29 protein-coding genes are annotated in these 21,238 nt (G+C 63.0%); 5 read left to right on the forward strand and 24 right to left on the reverse strand.

Features of this window, described 5'->3' with window-relative positions; all coding sequences use genetic code 11:
* Window positions 1-529: 529 nt before the first annotated feature.
* From ATN00_RS15245 to ATN00_RS15265, 5 genes are all read right to left on the reverse strand, one after another.
* Window positions 530-1,069 carry a lytic transglycosylase domain-containing protein gene (locus ATN00_RS15245; protein WP_013846858.1) on the reverse strand — a complete coding sequence of 180 codons (540 nt, stop codon included), beginning with the start codon at window positions 1,067-1,069 and terminating at the stop codon, window positions 530-532.
* 14 nt (window positions 1,070-1,083) lie between these two features.
* Entirely contained in the window at window positions 1,084-1,677 is a 594-nt protein-coding gene (locus ATN00_RS15250) for a restriction endonuclease (RefSeq protein ID WP_231746298.1), read from the reverse strand.
* A gap of 6 nt (window positions 1,678-1,683) precedes the next feature.
* Window positions 1,684-4,677, reverse strand: coding sequence for a MobF family relaxase (gene mobF / locus ATN00_RS15255; RefSeq protein WP_013846860.1), 2,994 nt, complete (start codon window positions 4,675-4,677; stop codon window positions 1,684-1,686).
* Window positions 4,674-6,824: a type IV secretion system DNA-binding domain-containing protein gene (locus ATN00_RS15260; RefSeq protein WP_013846861.1), complete on the reverse strand. Its 2,151-nt coding sequence runs from the start codon at window positions 6,822-6,824 to the stop codon at window positions 4,674-4,676. Before ATN00_RS15260 ends, mobF begins: the two co-directional genes overlap by 4 nt.
* Window positions 6,825-6,996: 172 nt before the next feature.
* Window positions 6,997-7,296 carry a ribbon-helix-helix domain-containing protein gene (locus ATN00_RS15265; protein ID WP_013846862.1) on the reverse strand — a complete coding sequence of 100 codons (300 nt, stop codon included), beginning with the start codon at window positions 7,294-7,296 and terminating at the stop codon, window positions 6,997-6,999.
* Window positions 7,297-7,760: 464 nt separating this feature from the next.
* On the opposite strand from ATN00_RS15265, the gene ATN00_RS15270 reads away from it, so the two are divergent.
* Entirely contained in the window at window positions 7,761-8,084 is a 324-nt protein-coding gene (locus tag ATN00_RS15270) for a hypothetical protein (protein WP_013846863.1), read from the forward strand.
* A gap of 164 nt (window positions 8,085-8,248) precedes the next feature.
* Here the strand turns inward: ATN00_RS15270 and ATN00_RS15275 are convergent, their stop codons facing one another.
* Together ATN00_RS15275 and ATN00_RS15280 are read right to left on the reverse strand one after the other, a co-directional pair.
* Entirely contained in the window at window positions 8,249-9,274 is a 1,026-nt protein-coding gene (locus ATN00_RS15275; protein WP_062066095.1) for an SLOG family protein, read from the reverse strand.
* 83 nt (window positions 9,275-9,357) lie between these two features.
* A complete protein-coding gene (locus tag ATN00_RS15280; protein WP_062066097.1) occupies window positions 9,358-9,831 on the reverse strand; it encodes a DUF736 domain-containing protein in 474 nt (157 codons plus the stop codon).
* Window positions 9,832-10,390: 559 nt separating this feature from the next.
* Between ATN00_RS15280 and ATN00_RS24430 the strand changes: the two genes are divergently transcribed.
* The 3 genes from ATN00_RS24430 (at window position 10,391) to ATN00_RS23735 (ending at window position 11,577) form a co-directional block, all read left to right on the forward strand.
* On the forward strand, window positions 10,391-10,696 hold the full coding sequence (locus tag ATN00_RS24430) for a hypothetical protein (protein ID WP_145980662.1): 306 nt from the start codon (window positions 10,391-10,393) through the stop codon (window positions 10,694-10,696).
* A 44-nt stretch (window positions 10,697-10,740) separates the two neighbouring features.
* Window positions 10,741-11,136 carry a hypothetical protein gene (locus ATN00_RS15290; RefSeq protein ID WP_021244110.1) on the forward strand — a complete coding sequence of 132 codons (396 nt, stop codon included), beginning with the start codon at window positions 10,741-10,743 and terminating at the stop codon, window positions 11,134-11,136.
* A gap of 291 nt (window positions 11,137-11,427) precedes the next feature.
* Window positions 11,428-11,577 (forward strand): hypothetical protein, encoded by a 150-nt coding sequence (locus ATN00_RS23735; RefSeq protein ID WP_021244109.1) that lies wholly within the window; start codon window positions 11,428-11,430, stop codon window positions 11,575-11,577.
* Window positions 11,578-11,601: 24 nt separating this feature from the next.
* Here ATN00_RS23735 and ATN00_RS15295 read toward each other — a convergent pair whose 3' ends face one another.
* From ATN00_RS15295 to ATN00_RS15305, 3 genes are all read right to left on the reverse strand, one after another.
* Window positions 11,602-12,054: a type II toxin-antitoxin system VapC family toxin gene (locus ATN00_RS15295; RefSeq protein ID WP_021244108.1), complete on the reverse strand. Its 453-nt coding sequence runs from the start codon at window positions 12,052-12,054 to the stop codon at window positions 11,602-11,604.
* Window positions 12,051-12,365: a type II toxin-antitoxin system Phd/YefM family antitoxin gene (locus ATN00_RS22975; RefSeq protein ID WP_021244107.1), complete on the reverse strand. Its 315-nt coding sequence runs from the start codon at window positions 12,363-12,365 to the stop codon at window positions 12,051-12,053. The genes ATN00_RS15295 and ATN00_RS22975 overlap by 4 nt, the downstream gene beginning before the upstream one ends.
* Before the next feature lie 87 nt (window positions 12,366-12,452).
* Entirely contained in the window at window positions 12,453-13,055 is a 603-nt protein-coding gene (locus ATN00_RS15305; RefSeq protein WP_062066100.1) for a hypothetical protein, read from the reverse strand.
* Between the two features lie 234 nt (window positions 13,056-13,289).
* Between ATN00_RS15305 and ATN00_RS15310 the strand changes: the two genes are divergently transcribed.
* Entirely contained in the window at window positions 13,290-13,466 is a 177-nt protein-coding gene (locus ATN00_RS15310; protein WP_013846872.1) for a hypothetical protein, read from the forward strand.
* Between the two features lie 111 nt (window positions 13,467-13,577).
* Here the strand turns inward: ATN00_RS15310 and ATN00_RS15315 are convergent, their stop codons facing one another.
* The 14 genes from ATN00_RS15315 to ATN00_RS15380 form a co-directional block, all read right to left on the reverse strand.
* Window positions 13,578-14,582 carry a deazapurine DNA modification protein DpdA family protein gene (locus ATN00_RS15315; RefSeq protein WP_013846873.1) on the reverse strand — a complete coding sequence of 335 codons (1,005 nt, stop codon included), beginning with the start codon at window positions 14,580-14,582 and terminating at the stop codon, window positions 13,578-13,580.
* Window positions 14,583-14,673: 91 nt separating this feature from the next.
* On the reverse strand, window positions 14,674-14,874 hold the full coding sequence (locus ATN00_RS15320; protein ID WP_021244103.1) for a hypothetical protein: 201 nt from the start codon (window positions 14,872-14,874) through the stop codon (window positions 14,674-14,676).
* 136 nt (window positions 14,875-15,010) lie between these two features.
* On the reverse strand, window positions 15,011-16,096 hold the full coding sequence (locus ATN00_RS15325) for a hypothetical protein (protein ID WP_021244102.1): 1,086 nt from the start codon (window positions 16,094-16,096) through the stop codon (window positions 15,011-15,013).
* A 136-nt stretch (window positions 16,097-16,232) separates the two neighbouring features.
* Window positions 16,233-16,781 (reverse strand): hypothetical protein, encoded by a 549-nt coding sequence (locus tag ATN00_RS15330; protein WP_021244101.1) that lies wholly within the window; start codon window positions 16,779-16,781, stop codon window positions 16,233-16,235.
* Between the two features lie 25 nt (window positions 16,782-16,806).
* Window positions 16,807-17,208: a hypothetical protein gene (locus ATN00_RS15335; protein ID WP_021244100.1), complete on the reverse strand. Its 402-nt coding sequence runs from the start codon at window positions 17,206-17,208 to the stop codon at window positions 16,807-16,809.
* Window positions 17,209-17,286: 78 nt separating this feature from the next.
* On the reverse strand, window positions 17,287-17,802 hold the full coding sequence (locus tag ATN00_RS15340) for a hypothetical protein (protein WP_021244099.1): 516 nt from the start codon (window positions 17,800-17,802) through the stop codon (window positions 17,287-17,289).
* Between the two features lie 122 nt (window positions 17,803-17,924).
* The gene (locus tag ATN00_RS15345) at window positions 17,925-18,473 is read right to left on the reverse strand and encodes a hypothetical protein (protein ID WP_021244098.1); all 549 of its coding nucleotides are present in this window, start codon (window positions 18,471-18,473) and stop codon (window positions 17,925-17,927) included.
* Complete coding sequence (locus ATN00_RS15350) at window positions 18,470-18,664, reverse strand: hypothetical protein (protein ID WP_062066102.1); 195 nt, start codon at window positions 18,662-18,664, stop codon at window positions 18,470-18,472. The genes ATN00_RS15345 and ATN00_RS15350 overlap by 4 nt, the downstream gene beginning before the upstream one ends.
* A 28-nt stretch (window positions 18,665-18,692) precedes the next feature.
* Window positions 18,693-18,881 carry a hypothetical protein gene (locus ATN00_RS15355; protein WP_031290719.1) on the reverse strand — a complete coding sequence of 63 codons (189 nt, stop codon included), beginning with the start codon at window positions 18,879-18,881 and terminating at the stop codon, window positions 18,693-18,695.
* 67 nt (window positions 18,882-18,948) lie between these two features.
* Window positions 18,949-19,164, reverse strand: a complete 216-nt coding sequence (locus ATN00_RS15360; RefSeq protein ID WP_021244095.1) for a hypothetical protein — start codon at window positions 19,162-19,164, stop codon at window positions 18,949-18,951.
* Entirely contained in the window at window positions 19,161-19,583 is a 423-nt protein-coding gene (locus ATN00_RS15365) for a hypothetical protein (RefSeq protein WP_021244094.1), read from the reverse strand. Before ATN00_RS15365 ends, ATN00_RS15360 begins: the two co-directional genes overlap by 4 nt.
* Before the next feature lie 83 nt (window positions 19,584-19,666).
* Window positions 19,667-20,032 carry a DUF6283 family protein gene (locus tag ATN00_RS15370; RefSeq protein WP_021244093.1) on the reverse strand — a complete coding sequence of 122 codons (366 nt, stop codon included), beginning with the start codon at window positions 20,030-20,032 and terminating at the stop codon, window positions 19,667-19,669.
* A complete protein-coding gene (locus tag ATN00_RS15375; RefSeq protein ID WP_021244092.1) occupies window positions 20,029-20,568 on the reverse strand; it encodes a hypothetical protein in 540 nt (179 codons plus the stop codon). Before ATN00_RS15375 ends, ATN00_RS15370 begins: the two co-directional genes overlap by 4 nt.
* A gap of 43 nt (window positions 20,569-20,611) precedes the next feature.
* Entirely contained in the window at window positions 20,612-21,202 is a 591-nt protein-coding gene (locus ATN00_RS15380; RefSeq protein WP_021244091.1) for a DUF1419 domain-containing protein, read from the reverse strand.
* Window positions 21,203-21,238 lie beyond the last annotated feature (36 nt).

Consider the following 21,238-nt stretch of genomic DNA (forward strand, 5'->3'; position numbering starts at 1 on the left):
CCTCAAGGTTTCACCCAGCCACCTCTTTTGTGGTCACCATCACCGCGCCGACTGGCAACGTCACTACGTAAGGCTCCTGAGTGTATCGATGGACTTCGGCTCGATCATCAGATTGACCGGATCAGCTCCGGCCGGATGGCCCAAGATCGAGAGCAGGTTATGGGCAACACAAATGCATGATCGACGAACTGCGGGCGCGGGCGTAATACTCACCCTATCGCGCCATTGCCTGCCTGTCGTCAGTTTCACCGATCAGCAGATCGCAGGCCGTCCACCAAGCCTGCCAAGCTGTGCAAGTCCGCCAGCCCCATCGAAGGAGTACACTGACGTAAGAGGACGGCGAACGACGCATCGCTGAATTGGGGCGGAAGCTGCAAAGCGCAGGTGGCCAGCGCACGATCTTAGGTACGATCCCAGTGTTCGCTGAAAAGGGATGACCTCGGAGGGCAGATGCAGCGAACGGGCTGCCTGCCCAGCCTTGGAGTCCAGCGTTGAAAGCTATTCAACCGCTTGTATTCATCGCCCAAAACTACCTCACCAGGTTCCCGCGGCTTGCCGCAAACACGTCCGGGCCAAACCGCCGACGCATGTGGCTTGCGACCTTCTTCGCATAGGCGACCTGCCTCGCCTCGGTTGGGCTATGATAGACGCCAACCGCTTTCCAATAGTCTCCGGTCGCTTCCAGCCCGGACAGGAATATCCAGCGTGCCGCCTCGACATTAAAACAGGGATCGTAGCGCAGCCAATGACGGATCTGCTCCTGGGGTCGTTCGAGCAGTCGGGACATTTTCGGCACCCAGCTACTGTTGATCTGAAGCGGCCCGAGATCGTGGGTGCCGTTGGTATTCGCGATCTCCGCGCCCAGCCAGCCAGCCTCCTGTGTCCGCAAGCCCCAAAGCGTCTTTTCAAGCCAGGCACGCCCCCGCGCGGCGACGCGGATGCAACGGGCGATTTCGGCGACCTCACCAGGTGCAGCTTGCTTCGCCAGCACAGGAGCCGGCGTCAGTATGACGGACAGGATCGCTATACTGGTGAGCGCCCTTCCCGCTACCGAGGCCTGGAAAATCATTGATCGACACGCCCTCATTGCACTATCCGATCACGAAAATCGGAGGGGCCACGTCGAAGAAGATCGCGAGACGGCAGACCATCCGGCTCGAACGGAGCGCCGGTCAGCAGCGCAAGCAATCGCTGCCCGGAGACGATTTCGATGCCATCGGCGCTCGAACAGATCGTGCGGCTCATCCCGCCGGTGCGACCGGTGTGGATGAACATGCCGCGCCGCCGCCGCGCAGCGCAAAGCATGGCGAACTCACGCACATGTTCAGGCTTGATCGCATCGCGATACCGCTTCGCCTGGATCAGCCAGCGCCGGCCATCGATGATGACCTCCCCGTCGACGCCGCCGTCCCCGGTATAGCGGCGATTACGGATGACGCGGTGCCCGCGCTGCTCGAAGGCTTCGAGCAGTAATTCCTCGAACGCCAGCGGATCCATCGCGCGCAGCCGGGCATAGTGCAAGACGGCGGGCTGATCGCGATCCGGTCCGCGCAGCTGCTCGCACATCGTTCGAGCCTGTCGGCGTCGCCAGCGATGACGGATCGGAACGCGATAATGGCGGTATAGCAGGGCAACGAGGGCGGCGCAGGCGATCGCCATCAGCAAAAGTTCCATCATCTTCTCCTATCGGTCATGCCCGCCGCCACGATCGCCATGATCGTGCTGCGGCTGAGGTTGGGATTGGGGTTCTGGTTGGTGGACAGGCTCGCGCGTACCCGCGCGATCGGGCTCCGCCGGCGCGTGCTGACGGTCCCGTTCGATCGTGCCGCGCAGGAAGCGGTCGACCAGCGAGGCAGCCTCCTGCGCGCGGCCGGCGAGGATCTCGGCAAGACTGTTCGGGCGGGGTTCGGAGCGGCCCTGCCGTTTCCGCTCGCGCTGCTCCCGCTCGGCATTACGGGCGGCGCGCTCGCGGGCATTCTCCTCGCGGGAGCGGTCGTGCCGGTCCTTGTGGCGAAGTCCCCGCATCTTGTGGCTGTCGGCCCTGATCCGGCCGAGCCCTTCGAGCGACGAGGTCTTCTCGCCCGATCGCGAGGCGAGCTTTTCCGCGAGACGTTGCTGGCTCTCGGTCCAGAGCTTCACGCCATAGGCGGCGCGAGTGATGGCGGTGTAATAGTTCTGACCGTTGACGAGGCCGGATTCCACAGGCGCCAGCGCATAGACGCGGTCATAGGTCTTGGACTGCGACGAATAGACGGTTTCCGAATACCCATGATCCCAGGTCCGGTGGACCGAGAGATCGACCTGCTGGACGCGCTCGCCGCGGTCCCATCTGATCGTCGCGATATTGCCCTCGAGCGCCAGAACGGTGCCGCGTTCGGCATTCTTGACCTCGAGTTCCTTGTTGACCAGCCGCCACTGGATGCGGTCGCCCTGGGCAAGGTCGCGCTTCTCAGGCAGGAACACATTGACATGCGCCGCCTTGCCGAGGCCCGGACGCCATTCGATCTGGCGGCCATGCTCGTCGACCAGGCGCACGACCTGGCGGCCATGATTGTTCCGGCCGACCCCGACGACGCGATAGTCGGCGTCGCGTGCGATCCCCAGCCTGGGATTGTCGCGCGTGAACTTGAGCACCTGGCCCGCGCTGTAGAAGCGCGCCATCTGCTTTTCCTGGTCGGTCAGGCCGGACGGGGTCAGCACTTCGAGCCGATGGTCTTCGGCCGCGACGGTGCCCTCGCGTTTCAGGACTTCGCGGATATGGCTGTTGACGATCAGACGGGTCGCGTTGTCGAGGACGAGGATATTGGTTTCGCCCCGTATCTCCGGTTTGAGCCGGGTCCAATCGGCGACCATCGCCTTGGCGAGGTTCTCCGCGGTGTCGCCGGTGGTCACGCGATCCAGCGCGGCGAGCGACGCGGCATAGTCGCCCTTGCGCGCCATGTCCGCGGCCTCCTGCGTCGCGTCGGTCAGGTGGCGCCGCGACTCCTTGAGCTGGCTAGTCGGCAGCCCGAGTTGCTGGAGCAGCCAATAGGCCTTGCCCTGCTCGATCGCGCCCGTCTGCTTATTGTCGCCGAGGAATATGAGACGCGCGCCGGTCGCGCGGCTGATCTCCAGCACGCGCAGCGCCTGGCGGTTGCCGAGCTGGCCCGCCTCGTCGAGCGCGAGAATATGCCTGTCGGTAATGCCATAACCGCCGCTCGCGAGCAGCGAGGCGAGCGTGCGGGATTCGATGCCCGCCTTGTGCCCGAGTTCCGCCGCCGCCGAAGAGGTCGGTGCGAGCGCCACGGTGGTATAGTCGTCGCGGGTCGCATCGACCAACGCGGCGACCAGGGTGGATTTGCCTGCGCCGCCGACACCATGCACGCCGACCGCCCGGTTTGTGCCGCTGCCGATGGCGATCAGCGCCGCGGTCTGTTCGGGCTTCAGCCTGGCGGCCGTCGCAGCCTCTTCCAGCCGTTCACGGGTGGCAACCGGCTTCGCATCGCCCATGGCCAGCGACAGATGCTCGGACAGGGCGAGTTCGAGTTTGGCGGTCCGGCGCGATGTCCGGCCGCGCGGAAGCGGCTGGTCGCCGGTCTGGCGCACCGTGACCAGCAGCTTGCCCTTGTTCTCCTGCGCATCGTAGAGCGGCCGCACGTCGCCCAGGCGGACCTCACCGACATGCGATGCGAGCGCGGTGCGATAGAGACGGCCTATATTGTTGACCGCCTCGCGCGTTTCATTCTGGCGGATGCCGAACAGAGCGGCGCGGCGGGCAACGCGCGGATCGGTCTCGATGGTTCGTTCACCCCGCTCCTGCGCCGCGGCCTGGAGCCTGTCGAGATCTTCACGATAGGGTTCAGCACGCACGCGCCATTGCTCGCGCAGGTCATCGAGGCCGATCGTCTCCTTGGCCTTTCGGGTCGCGAAGAAGGAGATCCGGCGCTGGGCCTGTCCCTCAAGCCCGTGCTCCGCGGCATGCTCGTTGATCTGCTCGGCGCGCTGCGAATAGTCACGGATAAGCTGGCCGGGCATGCCTTCGACCTCGAACAGCCCCTTACGCGGATCGAACACGATCTCATGCCCCAGCGCGCGCACGTCGCGGGCAATCTCGTTGCGATAGATCTGACCCATGACGAGCTGCTCGGCATACATCGAGCGCGTCTCGAGACTCGACATGCGGTCGCCATTGAGATGGTTGGTCATGTTGAGAATGACGACATGGGTATGGAGCTGCGGGTCGTGCTCGCGGCTGGCATATTCGGTGAAACGCGCGAACAGCAGCCGGCCCGTCGTCTCGTGGACGATCTCGCCGTCCACCCGGCGGCGCAGCTCGGCATGTTCCTCGGCATAGGCAAGCGCAACCCCGACCGCCCGCTCGTGCGCGGCAAGGATGCGCTCGTCGCCCGTGACCAGCGCCAGGATCGAGATCGACTTGGGCGCGCTGATCGTGAAATCCCAGCCGGGATGATGCTGGATGCCTTCCTTGCGCCGGCGACCGAGCTGCTGGTCGCCGACCTTGCCGGCGAGCAGTTCCTCGAACTGCTTGGGGTCGACAGGCCCGGACAGGCCGAGGCTGGCGGCGAGCTTGCCGCCCCATTCGGAGGGTTCGTTGCCGCCCTTGGTATAATAGTCGCCGATTGTATAGTAGCGGCCGATATTGGCGGGTGTCCCCTTGAGGCGGCGAGGATGGATCATGCCGGCTTCGCCTTCTCACGCGGGCCTTCGGAACGGCCATGGCTGTCGAGCCGCACACGGATCGTGCCGCGCGTCGCCCCCAACAAGGGGATGGGGGTGGCAACCCTGTTCTCCTCGTCGGGATGATCGTCGATCGGCGCTCCCTCGTCCGTCATGCCGGAATCGCTGTGGTCGGTGGGTCCGAACACCTCATCCTGCGGCACGGCGTCCTGGGGATCCGGCAGGCTGGGCGGCTCCTGGGTCGGCTCCCGCGCCGGCGGGGGATTGGCCTCGCCGGTAAAAAGATCGCCTTGCCCCGTTCCGGGAGACGGCGGCGTGTCCGGATGTCCCGGACCCTGCCCTCGCCTCGCGGCCTCCTCCCGCGCCTGGCGCGCGCGGCGCTCTGCCCACGCCTGGGAGATGATGGCCTTGCCGAGCGGCAGCCTTTTGGGGGGCTCGGTGCGTTCAACGAACGCGGCCGCGATCGAAGGCAGCGGATTGAAGCGATCGGTGAAACGGACGACGGGGAGATTGCGCCCGAAACGGAGGAAACCCGAAAGGTTCGGCAGATGGGTGACCTCGGTGTCCAGAACCAGCGGGCGGGTCACCTGCATGCGACTGAGGTTCACCCCGTCGCGCATGTCATTGACGCCGTAGCTCATCCCCTCGTTGGCTTCGACCTGCTCGACCCGGCCAAGGTTTTTGGAGATAAGTTCCGAGGTGTCGCTATCGTTCGCCCGGAGCGCGACCCAGGTCGAGCAGTAGCCGGTGATGGCCGCCGCATCCTCCTTGCCGTAGGTCGCGGTCAGCTGGGGATAGGACTGGAACCCCAATATGCCGCAGCCGCCATATTTGCGCGCACGGGCGAGGAAGTCGGATAGGCTGGGGAGCTTCTGGAGCGTCGGCAATTCGTCAATGACGCAATAGAGCCGCCGGTCGCGGTCGGGCGTGAGGCTCATGATCGCGCTGATCGCGATGTCGAGCCAGACCGTGATCAGGGGGCGCAGCGAAGGAAGCTGGTCGGCCTTGACGGTGACGAACAGCCAGCTGTCGTCCTTCTCGTCCTCGACCCAACGCCGGATCGAGAAGCCGTCCTCGGTATCGTCGAGATAGGCGAAGCTGCGCATGACCGAGGCAAGCTCGGCCTGGACGCCGGCCGAGGTGCGCTCTCCCTCGGCGGAGATGAAAGCGGCGGCATCGGTGCCCTTCACATAGGCGGCAAGATCGGCGAGCGGGGAACGCAGCACCCGATCAAGCAGGACCGAGATGAGCGTGTGCTTCTGCCGCGCGAGCTTGCGCAGGACGGCGACCAGCGTGCCGCGCGCGGCCTTGCTCCAGAACGGATCGCCATGTTTGTCGGGGATCGTAGATTCCGCGATCTGGTCGTAATGATACTCCCGCGGAACATCGACCCAGGGACTCCAGATGTCGGTGCGCTTGTCGAGCGGGTTGAGCAGGATGTCCCTGCCGGGGCGATAGAATTTCTCAACGAAGCTCCCGGCCGTGTCATAGACGATCGCCCGCTTACCCTGCTTGCGGATGCCTTCGAGCATGGTGGTGATGAGGTTGGTCTTGCCCGTTCCTGGAGCGCCGACCAGCAGGATATGTTCGGGCTCGAAGGCTTCCGGCACGGCGACGCCGCCGATTGTGAGCGCCCCCTTCTTCTGCCCCCGGAGCGCGCGCCGCACTTCCGAGGCCGTCCCGAAGCGGGCGCCGCGCAGATATTCGTTGGAGCCGAGCCCCTTCCCAGTTCTGGTAAAATAGAACCAGGCACTGACCAGTCCGAAGAGGGCGACCACACCGGCAATGGCCGCCCCGTGGATGAGGTCCTTTTCGAGTTTGTGGAGCGCCTGCTTCGCGACACCGGAGTCGGCGAGGGTGTCGGCCGAGGTCCAGTATTGGCGCCCGTCGGGGGTGCGGAACAGCACCGGGTCATTGGTCCCCGGCGCCGCATCCGCCTTGATGGTCGCCTCCACCAGCTTGGCGAGGACGAAGCGCTGATAGTCGGTCGACTTTTCGAACGCATACCAGCAGGTCCCCATCAACCAGAGGATCAGCCCGGCCAGCACGGTCTGGAAAAAGACCTGGGTGGTCATGCGGACATTGTGGACGATCGCCTGCCCGCCCCGCGTCCAGCTCCCCAACGTGTCGTTGCGGAAGATGCTCATGGCCGGCCCCTCCCCCGAACGGCTGGCGGTGCGCTACGGCATGCCCCCGGATTTGGGATGGCCCTGACCGGCAGGGAATAATCGCAGGCAATCGCGCGGCCGGACGGGAAGCCCGCCGAGGGGGAACGCGAGGCCGGGCATGTGTCCGCGAGGTGGGGATCCGCGCGCCGGGTCATGGCTGTTCGTCCGGTGAGAGCAGCCCCTTTTCGAGGAGCAGCGCCCTGGCGTCGGCCATGCCCTGTTCGAGCGTCTCGGGCGACCGGCGTCGCACCGATGCCGCGAGGATAGAGAGCGTCTGCAGGACGCAGGAGAGGATTTCGTCCTGCGTCGTGTAGACGTAGCCGCCGCGGGGATCGGCGGTCTGGTCGATCGCGGGGCGGAGGAGTTCGGCGACGCTGACGCCGACTTTACGGGCACGGCGCTGCAGCCGCTCGTAAAGGGCATCGTCGATCCGGATTGTGACCCTTGCCAAGGTGATGCTCCGACTGGAGCTTCGACAAGGAGGTCACGACGCACAGCAACTATAGCGCAGACAAGCGACGATCACAATAAAATCAGCGTGGCGGACGTGTCTGCCAGCCGGAAACGGCGGAATTGCGGGGCTTTTTCGGGCAATAGTACTGAGGCGGCAGACGCGTCAGCCAAATAACGTGAAATCTGGCTGACGCGTCTGCCAACGGAAACCATTGATTATAGGGCAGTTTCAGGCCACAGCACCCGTGCGTACGGTGCATTACAAACCGCGAAGCGCGTGCGTCGCTTGCCCGCAGCAACGGAGTTGCTGCGTCATCCCTACCGCTGCCGGGCGCACCCATTGCGGTGGTGGTCGATGTGGGGAGATAGGTCGCGCTATGCGGTGGGGTCGCTTGTGGCGCGGGTGCGCCTGTGCGACAAGGATCGCGTGACGAGCGGGCCAGCCTGAGAAGGAAACTGGTCATGCCTAAAATGTCTGAACGCGATAGGCTCGCTGATCTGGAAGATCGCGAGAAGAGGATTGCGGTCGAGAAGGCTGCGCTACGCAAGCGGCTACGCGATCGCTATGCGGCAATGGTGACGGCGCTGCCGGTCGAGCAATTGACGGAACGCGAGTTCCGGGACGTGCTGGGCCATGTGTTGCGGTTGGGCGGCGCTGCCGCGCTGGCTGCGCTCAAGGGGGCGTCGGGTGCCTCCGATGCTTCCCATTCGGGGAAAGCGCCAGCCGCGCCAAGGCCCGCAAAGGGGGATGACGGTGGGGCGCTCGGCCCTTCGGTGGGGGCGTGAACCTGTCGGCCCTTCCCCTTTTGGTTCTTCCCGCCGCCGCGCCGTCAGGCGCGGCGGCGGCCGGGGGCACGACAAAAGGCCAGCGCGCGGGGATGCGCGCCAGCCTTGGCGGGTCTCGTGTGATGGGTAGCGCGGCGCTGGGGGAAGCGCCGCGCCGTTTGGTTTCAGGCGCTGCGCCGTGCTTGCCTGAACGTGTCCCCCTCGCCGTTCTGCGGCTTGCGGGATGCGGGGGCATCCTTGGGCTTGCGGAAAGCATGGATGGGAACGCCTTGTTTCCGCATGGTCTGATAGAGATTGGCTTGGATGCCGGACCCTTCGCAAAGGACGGCTTCCACCGGCTCAAGCTCGCCCATCTTGCGGTTGCGCTGATAGGGAGCCTTGCGCCCGCCACCATAGAGGCCATAGGCGACAACGGGGACGCCTTCCCGCGCTGCCCATGCCGCCGCGATGGCGTCCGCCCCTTTCCGTTGCCCGGTGGTAACAAGCGTCATATGCGGAACACGGGCCTTGATCTCGCTTAGCTTCGCCCAAAGCGGTTGCCATTCCTCCCATACGGCTGGGCCGGAAAAGATGACGACGGGGCCTTGCGGCTGGTGCTTCTCGCGCTTGGCAAGGGCGCGCTCCTGCAAGAAATCCAGCGCATTGATATAGCTTGCGGTGGTGACAGATGACGCCTTGCTGCCCTTGGTCGGTGCCCATGCGCGACGCCAACAAGCGCGATACATGGCGGCGGCATAGTCGCGCAATGTCTCGATGGCTGCGCGCTGTTCGGCCAGCGAGCGGCATTGCAACTGGGTATCCTCAAGGTCTTTGTTGAATACCTCGCCCGGTTCCATGCGCCGCGTCATGTCGCGGATTTTGTCGGCAAGCCTATCCTCTTGGCGCTCCACCGTTCCGGCAACGAAATGGAAGCTGTTGACGATACCCCAAGCGATTTGCGGGGCGAGCGGGTCAAGCCGCGTGTCGGTCAAGAGGCAGTAAAGCGACGTGATAAGTTCGCCGCATACCTTCTGCGCGGTGAACGGTTCGGGCATGGTGTGTTCGCCCGGTTCGTCGCCGGGTTCGATGATGGACAGCGGCAGCGGATCGCCAAAGGATGCTTCAAAGGCAGGGTTTGCGGTTTCCTCCGCGATAAGTTCCGGCAGGTCCGCAAATGTGCTAACGGTTTTCTTAGCTGACTTCTTCGTCATGGGTCTGACTCCTGATGGCAGGATGATCGGTTAGGGTCCGGGGAAGCGGTGCAACGCTCCCCCGGCCCGTCTCGGCCTAGCCCCTAGAGCGCAACTTCATCGTCCAGATCGGCGGCGGCTCCTTGGCTGGACAGTCCGCCGCTTTCATCGGCGGTGCTGTCACCGAAACCGTAGTCGTCGCCACGGTTGCCGGAAGGCGCATTGTCGCGGGTGGCGCGAATGGCGGGACCGAAATCGTCGCGCTCCGGCCTGCGCCATGCCACCCGATAGCCTTCCTCCACCGAGCCGAAAAGCGCGATGGGCAGGGCTTCGGGCATCGACGGGTCATCAACATGGCCTTGCAGGAAAACCTCGCCGGTTTTCTTGGCGACGGCTTCCCAAAGCGCGCCGACCTGAACGACACGGCCCCCGACATTGGGCGCGATGATTTCATAAGCCGGGGCCAGTTCGTTTTCGCTTTCCACCGGGCGCAAGGCCAGCTTGGGCAGGTCGATTGCGCGGGTGGCAATCCACCCGATGATGCGGCCCTTGTTCAGGTTAAACTCACCGATATTCATAGCCTTTACTCCAAACGATGCATCCGGGGCCAATCCCCATCAGCACCTATACTTATACCCCCTCCCCCTTTTTGAGTATATGTCATTGTTTTCTTGACAGTATTTCATCGCATTTGGTGAGCCAGAGCCAATAAAACGGACGCGGCAGCGTCCCGAACAAAGAAAAGTATGGCGAAGCCATTCCTTCCTGATCAGCGGAGGACGCGACGGTGGCCGTCTGTCATCGCATTCGGAGCCGCCGTCGCCGGGGCTCAAGGGTCAGGGCTGGTCGGGGCAAGCAAGGGACGTCGCGCTGCGGCCTTTAGAAAAGCTTGGAGTAGAAGGGGCCTGCCGACCGCTTACCCCAAGCGACAACGTCGGCAGGCCCCTTCTACTCCTAGGTTTTCTTGGCCGGAGGCAGCCCTTGCTTGCCCCGACCAGCCCTGGCACGCCGAGACCCTGCGAGGCGGCGCAGAATGTGATGACAGACTGCGTGCGACGCTGATTGCGGGCCGAGGCGTCCTCGCCGAGGCCCGCGGCGACGGTTCCCCAAACGCGATGCCCGAGGAGAGATCGGAGCGTGCCTTTGGGGTTGCTACGCTGGCCCGAGCCAGAGAACGTCGAGGAGGCTGCTGCTGGCCTTGCGTGCCTCGACGATGACAGTGGCGTCCACCAGCGGCGGGAAATCCTGCGCGCCATTGAGACGCCAGACGTGGCCATCCTCCATCTCGAGGAGGAAACCGCGCTCGGATCGGCGCAGCTGTCCACGGAGGCGCAGAGGCGCGGCCGCCATGGTCACGGCGCGGGGTGCCGGCCGATCGGGGCGGCCCATGCGGAAGCGAAACTCATGATCGCGATCCTATTGCGGGCATCATTCCGATTGTAAACATGTTCGACCTATGTTCTATTCATGGATGAAAGGACTTTCCCATGATCGCGGACTATCTCGCCACCTTCGATTTCAACCTGTCGCTGATCGATGCAGTCAACGACCCCGATATCGCGGATGTGCGCAGCCAGATCGCCGCCCTCGCGCTCGGGGAAGGTCTCGACAGCGGCTACTATGCCACGCAAGAACTGGCTGAGGCCTTTCTGGAGGCGGCTCGCGAAGCCAATGCCGAGATCACCGATCCCCATAGCCCGGCGCGGGAAAAGCTGGTGGATATCCTCGATAGCGGTCCACCCTATCAACGCAGCCTGTTCGACGCGGTAGCCACGTTGCCGTTGGCGGACGCGGCCAGCCATCTCGCCTGGCTTACCAGCGTAATGCGTGATCGCGCGGATATGTATCGGCCGGTCGAAGCGGCGCGTCTATCGACACGCTGAATATCCCGTCCCCACCTGCGGCATCCGGTAATTTCGCACGGAACCGATTGGCAGTTGCTGCCCGATTGGGTTAGAGGGGCGGGTCCGCCGGTGGTGGGCCGGAGAGTAGAAACTCCGAACAATAGAGTCGGCGCATGCCTTGCGGCCGGATTGCCTGATTATGTCCAGGCTCCGGCTAAAGATCAGGCACGCGTTCTATTGTTCGCGTCTTTCTACCGTCCGGCTCAGGGGCCGGCATCCTCCTCCGGGGGGGTGCCCGCCGACTGAGCGCGACGGGACGGAGAAGCACAGATGACAGACGAAGAGCCAGGGCTGGAAAACGCCATCAAGCACATGGAGGCGGCACTCGAATGCCTCGTCGACCCTAAGGACCAGGTGGTGGCGATACGGCTTTCGCACGCGCTGGATCTGGCGCGGGAGCGATTGCTCGAAGGGGCCTGAGGAAGGATCTCATTCCCGAACTGGTCAGGATAGCGCCAGAGTTGTGGGATCATCCTCCCACGGATTGAATATGGCTGCGCCGCTGTGACGCACATCCTTGACGTTGCGAGTCACGAGATAAAGCTGGTGCTCAATCGCGGTGGCCGCCAGCATTGTGTCGACAACGCCCGGCGCATGGCCCGTCCCTAGCTTGACGTCGCCGGAGATTGCTCCCCATCGCCGGATAATCGCGTCATCAACGGACAGAATGCGACCTTTGAAACGCGCTTCGAGCGCATCGCGAGCCCCGATATAGCGGGGCCGCTCGGGATGGTTCGCGGGTATGGCGTGGATTCCCTTGTCATATTCGCCGAGCGTCAGGATGCTGAGGAACAGCGCTTCTTCGGGCTGCTCCGACGCCCATGTCTTCACGCTCGGCGCGCCGTTGGGATTTATGAGGGCGGCAATCACATTGGTGTCGAGAAGCCAGCCGATCACAAGACGATGTCCCGTCCGCTATCGCGTTCGCGCGTCAGATCGACGCCTTCGAGGTGCAGTCCTTCGAGAAAGGCGACAAGCGGCTTCTTGCGTTCAGGCGGCAGCAATCTTTCGAGTTCGTCGGCGCTGATGATAACGACGGCATCCTTGCCGCGCACCGTGACGCGTTGCGGCCCTTCGCTGCGGGCCAGGCGAACCACCTCGCTGAACCGCGCCTTGGCGTCTTCGAGCTTCCATCCGCGCGCCGCTGGTGGAAGCCTGGAACCACCTTTGCGTGCGGGGCCGTCACCGGCGCGTTTGGAGGTAGTCATGAAAATTCTCCATCTGACTAGTTAGTCAGATATAATGATCCAGCGGTATCGGCGCAAGCTCGATCCGGCATCGGTAGGCCATGTGTGTCATGCCGGCCTGATCCAGTCGCGGGCGGGTGCCCATCCGAGAATGTCACTGCCGCTGTCGCTGACGGCCTCGCCCGATATGTCCCGCCAGGGCGATCGAGGCCGATAGACCGGCATGTAACGGGCGGTGAGCACTTCGAACGTCGAGCAGATATAGCCGCTGAGGCGGATGGCAAGAACGGGTCGATCGTCGTCCGGAAGGCCTGTGAAGACTGAAAGGAAGCCGGGCGGGATAGGGAAGAGTGTGCTTTCGATCATGGCGCGGGCAAGCCGCGTCTCCAATTCGCCCGCTTCGGAGCCCCAGGGATGCGCATCGATGTCGAAGCGATCGGCGCTATCCGGCGACGGACGGATCGAGAATTCACCAGACCAGCAGCGACTGTCCGGGTTCAACGCGGGGACCTCTGCCTTGGCGGCGTTATTGCCCGTATCGGCACGAAACCAATCCGCCATCGCCGGCGTAAGCTGGCCGGTCAGGGCCCATGCCTTGATAGGGTCCGGATCGCGCTCGGGAAATTCGACAAGCCACCATTCGGCGCGATGATGGAGAATCACGCCATAGCAATGACGCTCGGCCGAATTGGATTCGGGACACTGGGTCACGGATACCTCCTTTTTGCGGGCTTGAAGGCCGCAATTGCCCCCATCGGCACAGCCAGGCCGTGCGGCGACGGTGATCGGTGGTTGCAACCGCGCGTCGTTCACGCCAATCTGGCGGTCAATCTTGTGAATTCGCAGCGACAGGCGTAATCGGAGCGTCTCGGACCTGTGAAAAACGGGCGGTCGCCTATCGCCGCTTTGAAAAAGAAACAAAGTGCTCCGACAGGGATGCTCGTGATGAACCTGCCTATCGTGTATCAGCCGCATGCCGTTTCTGATGACGGCGCAATGAGCTTCATGCTCTTTATGGCGGATGCCTGGGCCAAGATGCAGCCGAAGAAGCTAACGCTCGCAGATATGGACGAGTATTGGAACTTCTGTCGGGATGACGAGGTGAGGCGGGCGAGGAGATGATTCGATCGATGGGCAAGACCCTGCGTGGCGTCCTCGACCTTATAGGCCGGTGAGTTCTTCGCACACCGCATAGGTCAGCGACCGAGGCTAAATTCACCAGGACCTGCGTTACTACGTGGCGCTATAGGTTTCAGCCGCCCACTGCGCGACCCACCCTTCGGTGATTTGCTCGTGCGCGATCTCCCCTTGTTCGATCAAAGTGCGGATTTCCGCCCGGGCGAGATCGAGTGCTCTGTCCCATGCGTTTCCGGCCGAAAGCGCAGGTTTCGTGAGCGGCAGATGATGCTGGAATGCGGCGTCGCCCCCGTCGAGCCGGGCCTGCTGCCGGCGTTGCCATCGCTCCATATGACCGGCAACGAACTCGTCGGTCTTCGAAAAGCCTTCGCGCCACGCCTCGATCCGCGCGGCCAGAGAATAGGCGCAGGAATCGAGGCTGGCGATGCGATGCGCAAGCGGCCGCAAATAATGGAGGGCTGTTCCCTTCACACCGAAAAGGTGGAAGCGGAGCGCAGGGTCTGCGTCCCGGTCGAGCCGGCTTAGCACCGCGAGAAGCCCATCAGGACCGGACACCGTGCGGCGGCACATGGAGCCGATACCGACAACCATGCCTGGCCGAAGGATACCGGCAATGCCGTCGAGGCATCGCAGATAGTCGTCGGGATGCCGTCCCTGGATGACGGGCATGAACCGGGCATCGATTCCGCGATCGGCGGCTCTTGCATGACAGGCATGATTGAGCGCGATGGTGCGCGAGATACGGTCGAGGACTTCGTCGCGGTCGCGGGCAATTTCCTCTTCGGTGCACAGGTCGAGGCTCGCGAAGCGCCGAAATGGGTAGCTTGCGGCCAGTTCGATATAGTCATCGGCCGTCCAGGGCAGCCCGCGGTAGCGATGAGCGACGACAAAGCCGGCGGAGTCGAGGTCGATCGACACCAGGCGCGAGGCATTGGCCAGCGAACGCAGGTTCCAGCCCGCCCAGCGCGCATAGCCCTCGCGGCGATCCCATCGCGACAGCGCGTTCGCTGAAATGAGGACCGGATAGCGCATCTCGATCGCGCGCTGGAGAAGCGGGCCACGATTGAGATGCGGGAGGCCGACGATGATCTCTATGTTCATGCTGGCCTCCGCGACGTCACGCTTCTCAAGCGAAGGGTCGGTGAGACGAAAGACGGTTACGCTTGCGGGAGCCGGAAATCCTCCTGCCCTTCTAGAACCAGCTATTGCAAAGGTTGCAACGGCTCCACCAGTAACCGTGCTTGTCGCCGACCTTATAGGCGTTGATGTTGAACCGCTTGCCTGTAGGGCTCGTGGGATCATCATAGCACTCGGCTGCGCCGCAGTTGGGACAGGTGATGCTGTCGGTTACGATGATTTCGGGGGTGTTCGTGGTTCGCTGGCTGCTGGACATGGTTGGTGAACTCCCAGATGAAACTCATCCACCAACCACCCCCTTTCCCCCTGTGGAGAACGCGAAGGGCGCCATGTTGCCGCCCTGTTGTTGCACCAGTCTGCCGCGCCAATGAGCGGATCGATATGGGGCCGGGTTAGCCCAACCGGGTCACCAGCGCATGAGCATCGGCTTCGCAGGCCGCCGCCCCGAGCCAGACGGAACTGCCATCGCGGCGTCCGGCATAGAGTCCGAAGAACTGCGGCGCGACACCCACCGTTTCGGCGGACATGCGGGCGCGCGAGTCCTGCACCAGGCCAACGATATCGACGTGGCCATTCCAGTCGACAGGCAGGGGCAGCAAGGGACTGAATGCCTGGTTCTTCGAGAGCCCCTCGGACCATTCGGGATGATGATCGTCGAGAAAGGCGGCCACGACGCGGAATGCGCCGCTGTGGTCATTATGGATCGCCTCCAGCAGCGGAGGCATCGCGAGCAGCTCGTCCATCATGCCCCGCACATAGATTTTGAACGCAGGATCCTGCCGTCGGCTCCGTGTGGCGGAAGCGAGCGCCGTCTGGAGTTCGAAGAGTTGGGCGCGGGCGTGCGCGAGCGGCGTTCCGGTCGTCAGGTCGGGTCGATCGAAGATGTTCCCGAAGCGCACGCCCGTCGGCGCAGTGCAGGTCTGTTCGAAGATGGTGACCGAAAGAGCGTCCCAGCCTGCGGTCGATATGGCTTCCCTATCCGTATAGAAGTCGGGCTCCATGCCGGACAATTGATCGAGGGCATCGACCCGTATCCGGGCATCGGCAGTCCGACACGAACCTGCTTTGATATCCTTTTCAAGCGCGATTTGGAGTTCGATTGCGGGAAGCGCGATACGCCAAGGACGATTGGCGGGATCATGAGGAAACAGGCCGCGCCTTTCGATCAGCCGGTCGATCTGGGATGCATCGCGTTCATCGGATCGTTCCTCGAACATGTCGGCGGCAAGGGTATGCCAGACGGAAAGCGTGAATGTGTCGAACGGAACGACCTGGCGCGCGGCCATGCAGTCGTCCTCGCTTTCCATATATTCGGCCCAGAAATCACCTTCGCCAAGCGCGTCGTTTTCGGGATTATAGGCAAGCTTGCGCGCAACCATCAGTTCGTTGCTGGACAGCGCGACAAGATCGGCGGACGGCCGAGAGATGATGTCGGCGGTTGCTTCCGTCGTGAAACCGGATAGCTGATGGGTGGGCATGGGCTGTTTCCTTATGGAGATCGGAGGATCCACTATGGCTCCCTCGCCCATCACCTCTTTCCTCCCCTCCTGCGGCCCAGGACTGTTCGCTGCGGTCAGTTGCTCATCCAGAATAGGGGCAAGTCAGGCAGCCTGATCACGCCCGGCCCGCCGTGCCGGCCAGCGGCTGGATGACCTTGACGTCCGCCAGTTCGCCGAACGCGGCAATATGCGCCTTCAGCGCCGCTTCCAGGCCTTCCCGATCGTCGAACGCCTCCATCGAATAGGCCCGGCGCGCGAGAGCATCGGGGTCGGTGCCGAACATCCGCGCAAAGTGCCGCGGCCAGTGACAAAGCAGGATCCATGGCCAGCCCGGCTCAGGGGGCGAGAATTCGAAGAAGCTTATCTCTCCCGCCTCGCGGCAACTGGGTTTGCGATCGAGTAGATCGGGTGCTCGCAGGCCGTCCCGGTCCACGGTGAGGAACGCTTCGAACGCGGCAAGCTCCTCATCGGTCTCGATCATGACGATATAATAGCGATCGAGTGCGAGCCCCTGCCCCGCGAGACGCGGCGGAATGTCGATGACCATCACCGCCGGAGCGGTGACGAGCGGCATGGCATAGAGGCGGCGTCTGGCGGCAAGCTCGTCTGACAGGCGCATGGCGGGATTCCCGAAGATGTGGTTGCTGTGAGCGATCGCGCTCATCGTATCGAATGGGCGGAAAGACAGTCTACAGGTCCGACCGGCGCCAGACATCCCTGGTGCTATCCGCGTGGACGGCAATGAGGCCCTGTCCATCTAACTCGGCCTGGACGCAGCAGACAAGGTCGCCGGTTTCCCCGATGCCGGGCCGTTCGTAGATATAGAGGTCGAACAGCGCACCTCCGTTCGCAAGTATATGGCGCTCGCGGATGCGCGACCAGGGGAACGTCTGATTGAGATCGGTGTCCGCCCAATCCGGGTCGGCGCTGATCGCACGGATATTGAGGGCAGCGTTGCCGGTGGTGAGGCTGAAGCGCTCGGCGATCTCGATCGCAAAGCGGCGGACGGAACTGTGGCGGCGGGCGATACGCTCGGCGACGTCTCGCAGCTGCCGGACGTCATCGGCGGACAATCGAATGGATTCGGTCATCGATGGCATCCTTGTGATGGAAGTTCGAGGCTGGGGGCGGGTTCTAGCGAGGCGTGCAACCACCATTCCGCAGTGATGTCAGCCGAGACGGCCGGAGGCCAAAAACGCCATCCTTTGCGCATCACTGGCAAGGGTCACGAAACAGTCGTCAGGGCGAAGATAGACGACGACATACCGCCCGCGCTCGCATAGTCGCCGGATGTTGGCGCGACTGCCCTGGCTCGTTCCGTCCCATATGACGAACCCGACACCGGCGAGGCGACACATTTCCCGATCTTTCGCGCTGTGGAAGGCGCGCGTACCCGCAGGAGCATCTGCTCGGATCTGCCGGACCGGCCATATGCCGATATTGTGCCGGGGGACGGAACCTCCGCAGAAGATCGTGACGTGACGCACACCGCAATCGGCGAGGAATCGCTGGACCGCTGCATCCGCGCCAGATGCGTCGCCAATCACGACGGGCAACTCCTTTTCGATGACGACGCCGAGCCGCTTCATTACGCAGGCCGGAAGCTGCCGGATGGAAAGCGATCCGGAGATGAATATGGGTGGCGTGGATACGCGATGGTATGTGGCAAAATCGCTGGCGGTCATAGCAAGCTCCCAGGGAAGTTCACCGTCAGCCCCTCCTACTCCCCTCCTTGCGGGCCCTTTCGCAATGGCCGATCCTGTGGTCACCTCCGAGGGCGCGCGCATATCTTGCCAGCGCGATCCCGTCATTCCCGATGTTGCGCGATGATTCGTCGGGCGAGCACCTCGATTTCCTGACGATCGGCGGTCTGCGTGCAATCACCCGGATAGACGATGAGATCGTCCGCCGCGGCGCTGCCCTTGCTGATGAATATCCGCCAGACATTATGGCGAATTTCTGCCTGCTCACGCGCTTCGGTTAGAGGATTCAATAGATCCGCCCACTGGTGCCGGTCGGGATCGTCCGAAAGATCGGTCCAGTCGCTCAACATCCCCCAAACCGTATAGCCGTCGATCTGTGCATGATGCTCGCGTGCTGCGCGTCGCTCGGCCTCGCGTTTCGGTGCGTCGCGTCTTGCCTTGGCCTCCGCCTGTTTCCAGCGGACCGACGACAGCCCCTGTTCGAGGCCCTTGATGACGTCGGCCGCCAGGGCTTCCTGCCGCTTTGGCACGATATAAGAATGGTGTGCGGCCGCGATCTGTTCGGCGCCATATCGCGCGAGCGCAAGCAAGGCTTGCAGCTCGGTCTTGCTCAGAGTGACCCGAAGGCCGCTCGCCATCGCGTGCGTTTTCATGGGCAGCGTTCCTTGTGCCAAGGTTTGAGGCCCGCGAGCGGGAGCTTGTATTCCCGCACGGTGTGATGACGCTCCTCGGAAAAGAAACCCCAATGGCCGGTCGATGAATATCGCAGGAAGAAGAACTTCTCGTTCTCCTCGGTCCTGATCCACATGCCCGGCGTGATCGGGTATCGATCGGCAGGGTTCATTGGCGCCTCCACGACGATGGGATTGGTATCAGGCGACGTGCAGTACGAGATTTTCGTCCTTCGCCGGGCGCGTCTCCGTCACGCAGAACGGCTGGATCGGGCTGCCGGTGCGGATGACATACTGGTTGCGGCCGGTGGCGCTACGGCGCTGAATCGCGCAGGCATATGCGTGCTCCGCGCTCGCCAAACGCTCGCGAAGGGGAGACAGTTGGGCCATGATATCCTCCATGAGGTTGAGATGGGGAAGGTTTGCTGCCCGGTAGGCGGGCATGGCCGATGCGGGATCAGCCTTGTTGTGACGGGTCTTCCTGATCGTCGGAGGCGGCATCGTGGGAGACGACTGGGCAACCGATGCTGTCGATGACGGTGCGCGCCGAATTTTCCCAACCGGCGCGCTCAAGGATATCGGATACATCCGTCCTGACGACGTCGCGTTCGCTCTGGTCGGCAGCGAGCGCGATCTGCCTCAGGGCACGAAGCCCCATGTGCATCTCGATCATGTGGAGACCGCCTCCACGGTAATGCGGAAGGCGGAACGATCGCCCAGCACGAGGTAGATCTGCGTCCCCGTCTGGATATCGCAGCTTGCGATGCTGTCGATATTGGCGCTTGTGCCATGGATTTCCGAAATTACATGGGGCGGACGGTCATCCTTGCAATCGCCGCTCTCGTCGCACTTTTTGGCATGAGTCTCCAGCAGCTCGCAGATTAGGGCAGCAATCGTGCTGGCGCGGGTCGGATTGTCGCTATCGGTCCTGTCGATCGCTTCGCGCAGGATCGGTGTCAGCGCGTCATTGATCTGGAAAAGCAGATCCGACCTTTCGCTATCGCGCAGACCGTCCAGCACAGTGTTGGGAATGAGGGTGTTGACCGCATGGGTAGCGTCATCGACCAGCGCGTCGAATTGATCGTCGTTCATCGGAATCTCCTTCGCGGGTGCGACCAGACGGGGCACACGAGGTGTCCGGTGCTATGTCGGGGATGGAAGAGCTATTGGCGGTCTCAGGGGCGCTTCATCATCCGAGCCCGGACGTTCTCGACCCAATGCGCCGGGTTATTATGGTGGTCGATAAACTCCTGTGACCAGGCGAATACTGTCTCAGTATCCGGCTCGATCATATCGAGCGCGTCGCCATATTCGGGGTGATGCGCGCCTTTGCAGCTGTTGCGCATGAAGATGAGTGCGCCGGCGCACATCGCGCGGGCATCGCTGCCATCGCCCGGAATGGTCTTGTGGCAAGGCAGCGGCGGCCCGTCGAACTGGATCTGCTGCGTGAAATCCTCCGGCCGGTAGCCGCCCAGCCAGCCGGCGGGATGATCGCGGCGCCAGGGGCATTCGTTGCACGGCTGCTTGAGCAGCGGCTTCATGTCGCGCCAGCTCGCAATGTTTGCAGCGTCTCCTTCATGAGCCACCGGGTCGAGCCGCCGAATATCTCAGTATCGGTGACGACATAGTAACCGCCTCCGAAACCGTCAGCGATGTCCTTGTCGGCCACCTCCGCCCATTGAAAGCCGAACGGCAGCGCGGATTTGCAGACTTTCTGGATCAGCGATGCGAGGGCCGGAACGTCGGCTTCATGGCCGCTGATGAACGCGAACTGTGTCTTGGCCTCCGGGTCGCCTTGAATGATGAGATCGGCATCGAACTCGGGAAAGCCCGGATCCGACCAGAGATCGAGAAAGTCCGCGAAAGGATCCTCCTCCTCCGGTTTGTTCGGAAAGGTGTTCCTGAATCCCTCGCTGAGCGACGCGTAATAGGTCTTCACCGCTTGCATCCCGTTAGACGGGAGTTCGGCGAAGTCGCTGGACAGTTGGGTCGATACGGCGAAGCATTCCTTGAGCAGGATTGCTTCCTGCGGCATCAGCGGAATGGCGAACGCCGTTTGCAGATAGTGATTGGCCATCTTTCAGCTCCTGGATGGAAAGGATGGAACAGCACCCGGCAGGCTAGATCGCCGGCCCCGACGGCAGCCGGTGGTCGATCTCATCATCGGTGAGGCGTTCGAGCAGTTTCAAAGCGGAACCGCCGTCCGGTTCACAAATGACGATCGTGCGTTTGCCCCGGTCTTCCGGGGGCCACGCATCGGGATCGGCCTCGCCTGCAAGACCACGAATATCAGGATGCGTGTGCGACCAGATCAGTTCCAGCTTCTGTTCGCGGGTCATGCCCGGAGCGGCGGCTGTCTCATGGGCTATGATTGCCGCCCGCATCGCGTCGGGGCTATGGCGATCTCCAAGATTGCAATAACCGGTAAACCAGCGCTTGCGTCCGATCGTGATGGCGAAGAAGACCGAACCGACGAAACCGGCCTTGAGTTCAGACCAGGCAAACATCCCGGCGCGCATGAAGAGCGGCGGCAGTTCCTCAAGCATGGATTCGTAGGATTCGAGTTCAATCTCGAACCATCTATTCTCAAAAGCCTTCCCCGAAATGCGATCCTCTAACGAACAATCGGGAACGCGGTTGAACAGTTCGAACATCTGCTCGCGTGTCGCGACGCCGTCGAAAATCTTCCTGAATGGAGGAGCCTGGGTCATGGGACGATTCCTCATGGACATGGCGTGCCGCGGCGC

It is taken from the genome of Sphingobium baderi (assembly GCF_001456115.1).
GTDB classification, from domain to species: Bacteria; Pseudomonadota; Alphaproteobacteria; order Sphingomonadales; family Sphingomonadaceae; genus Sphingobium; species Sphingobium baderi_A.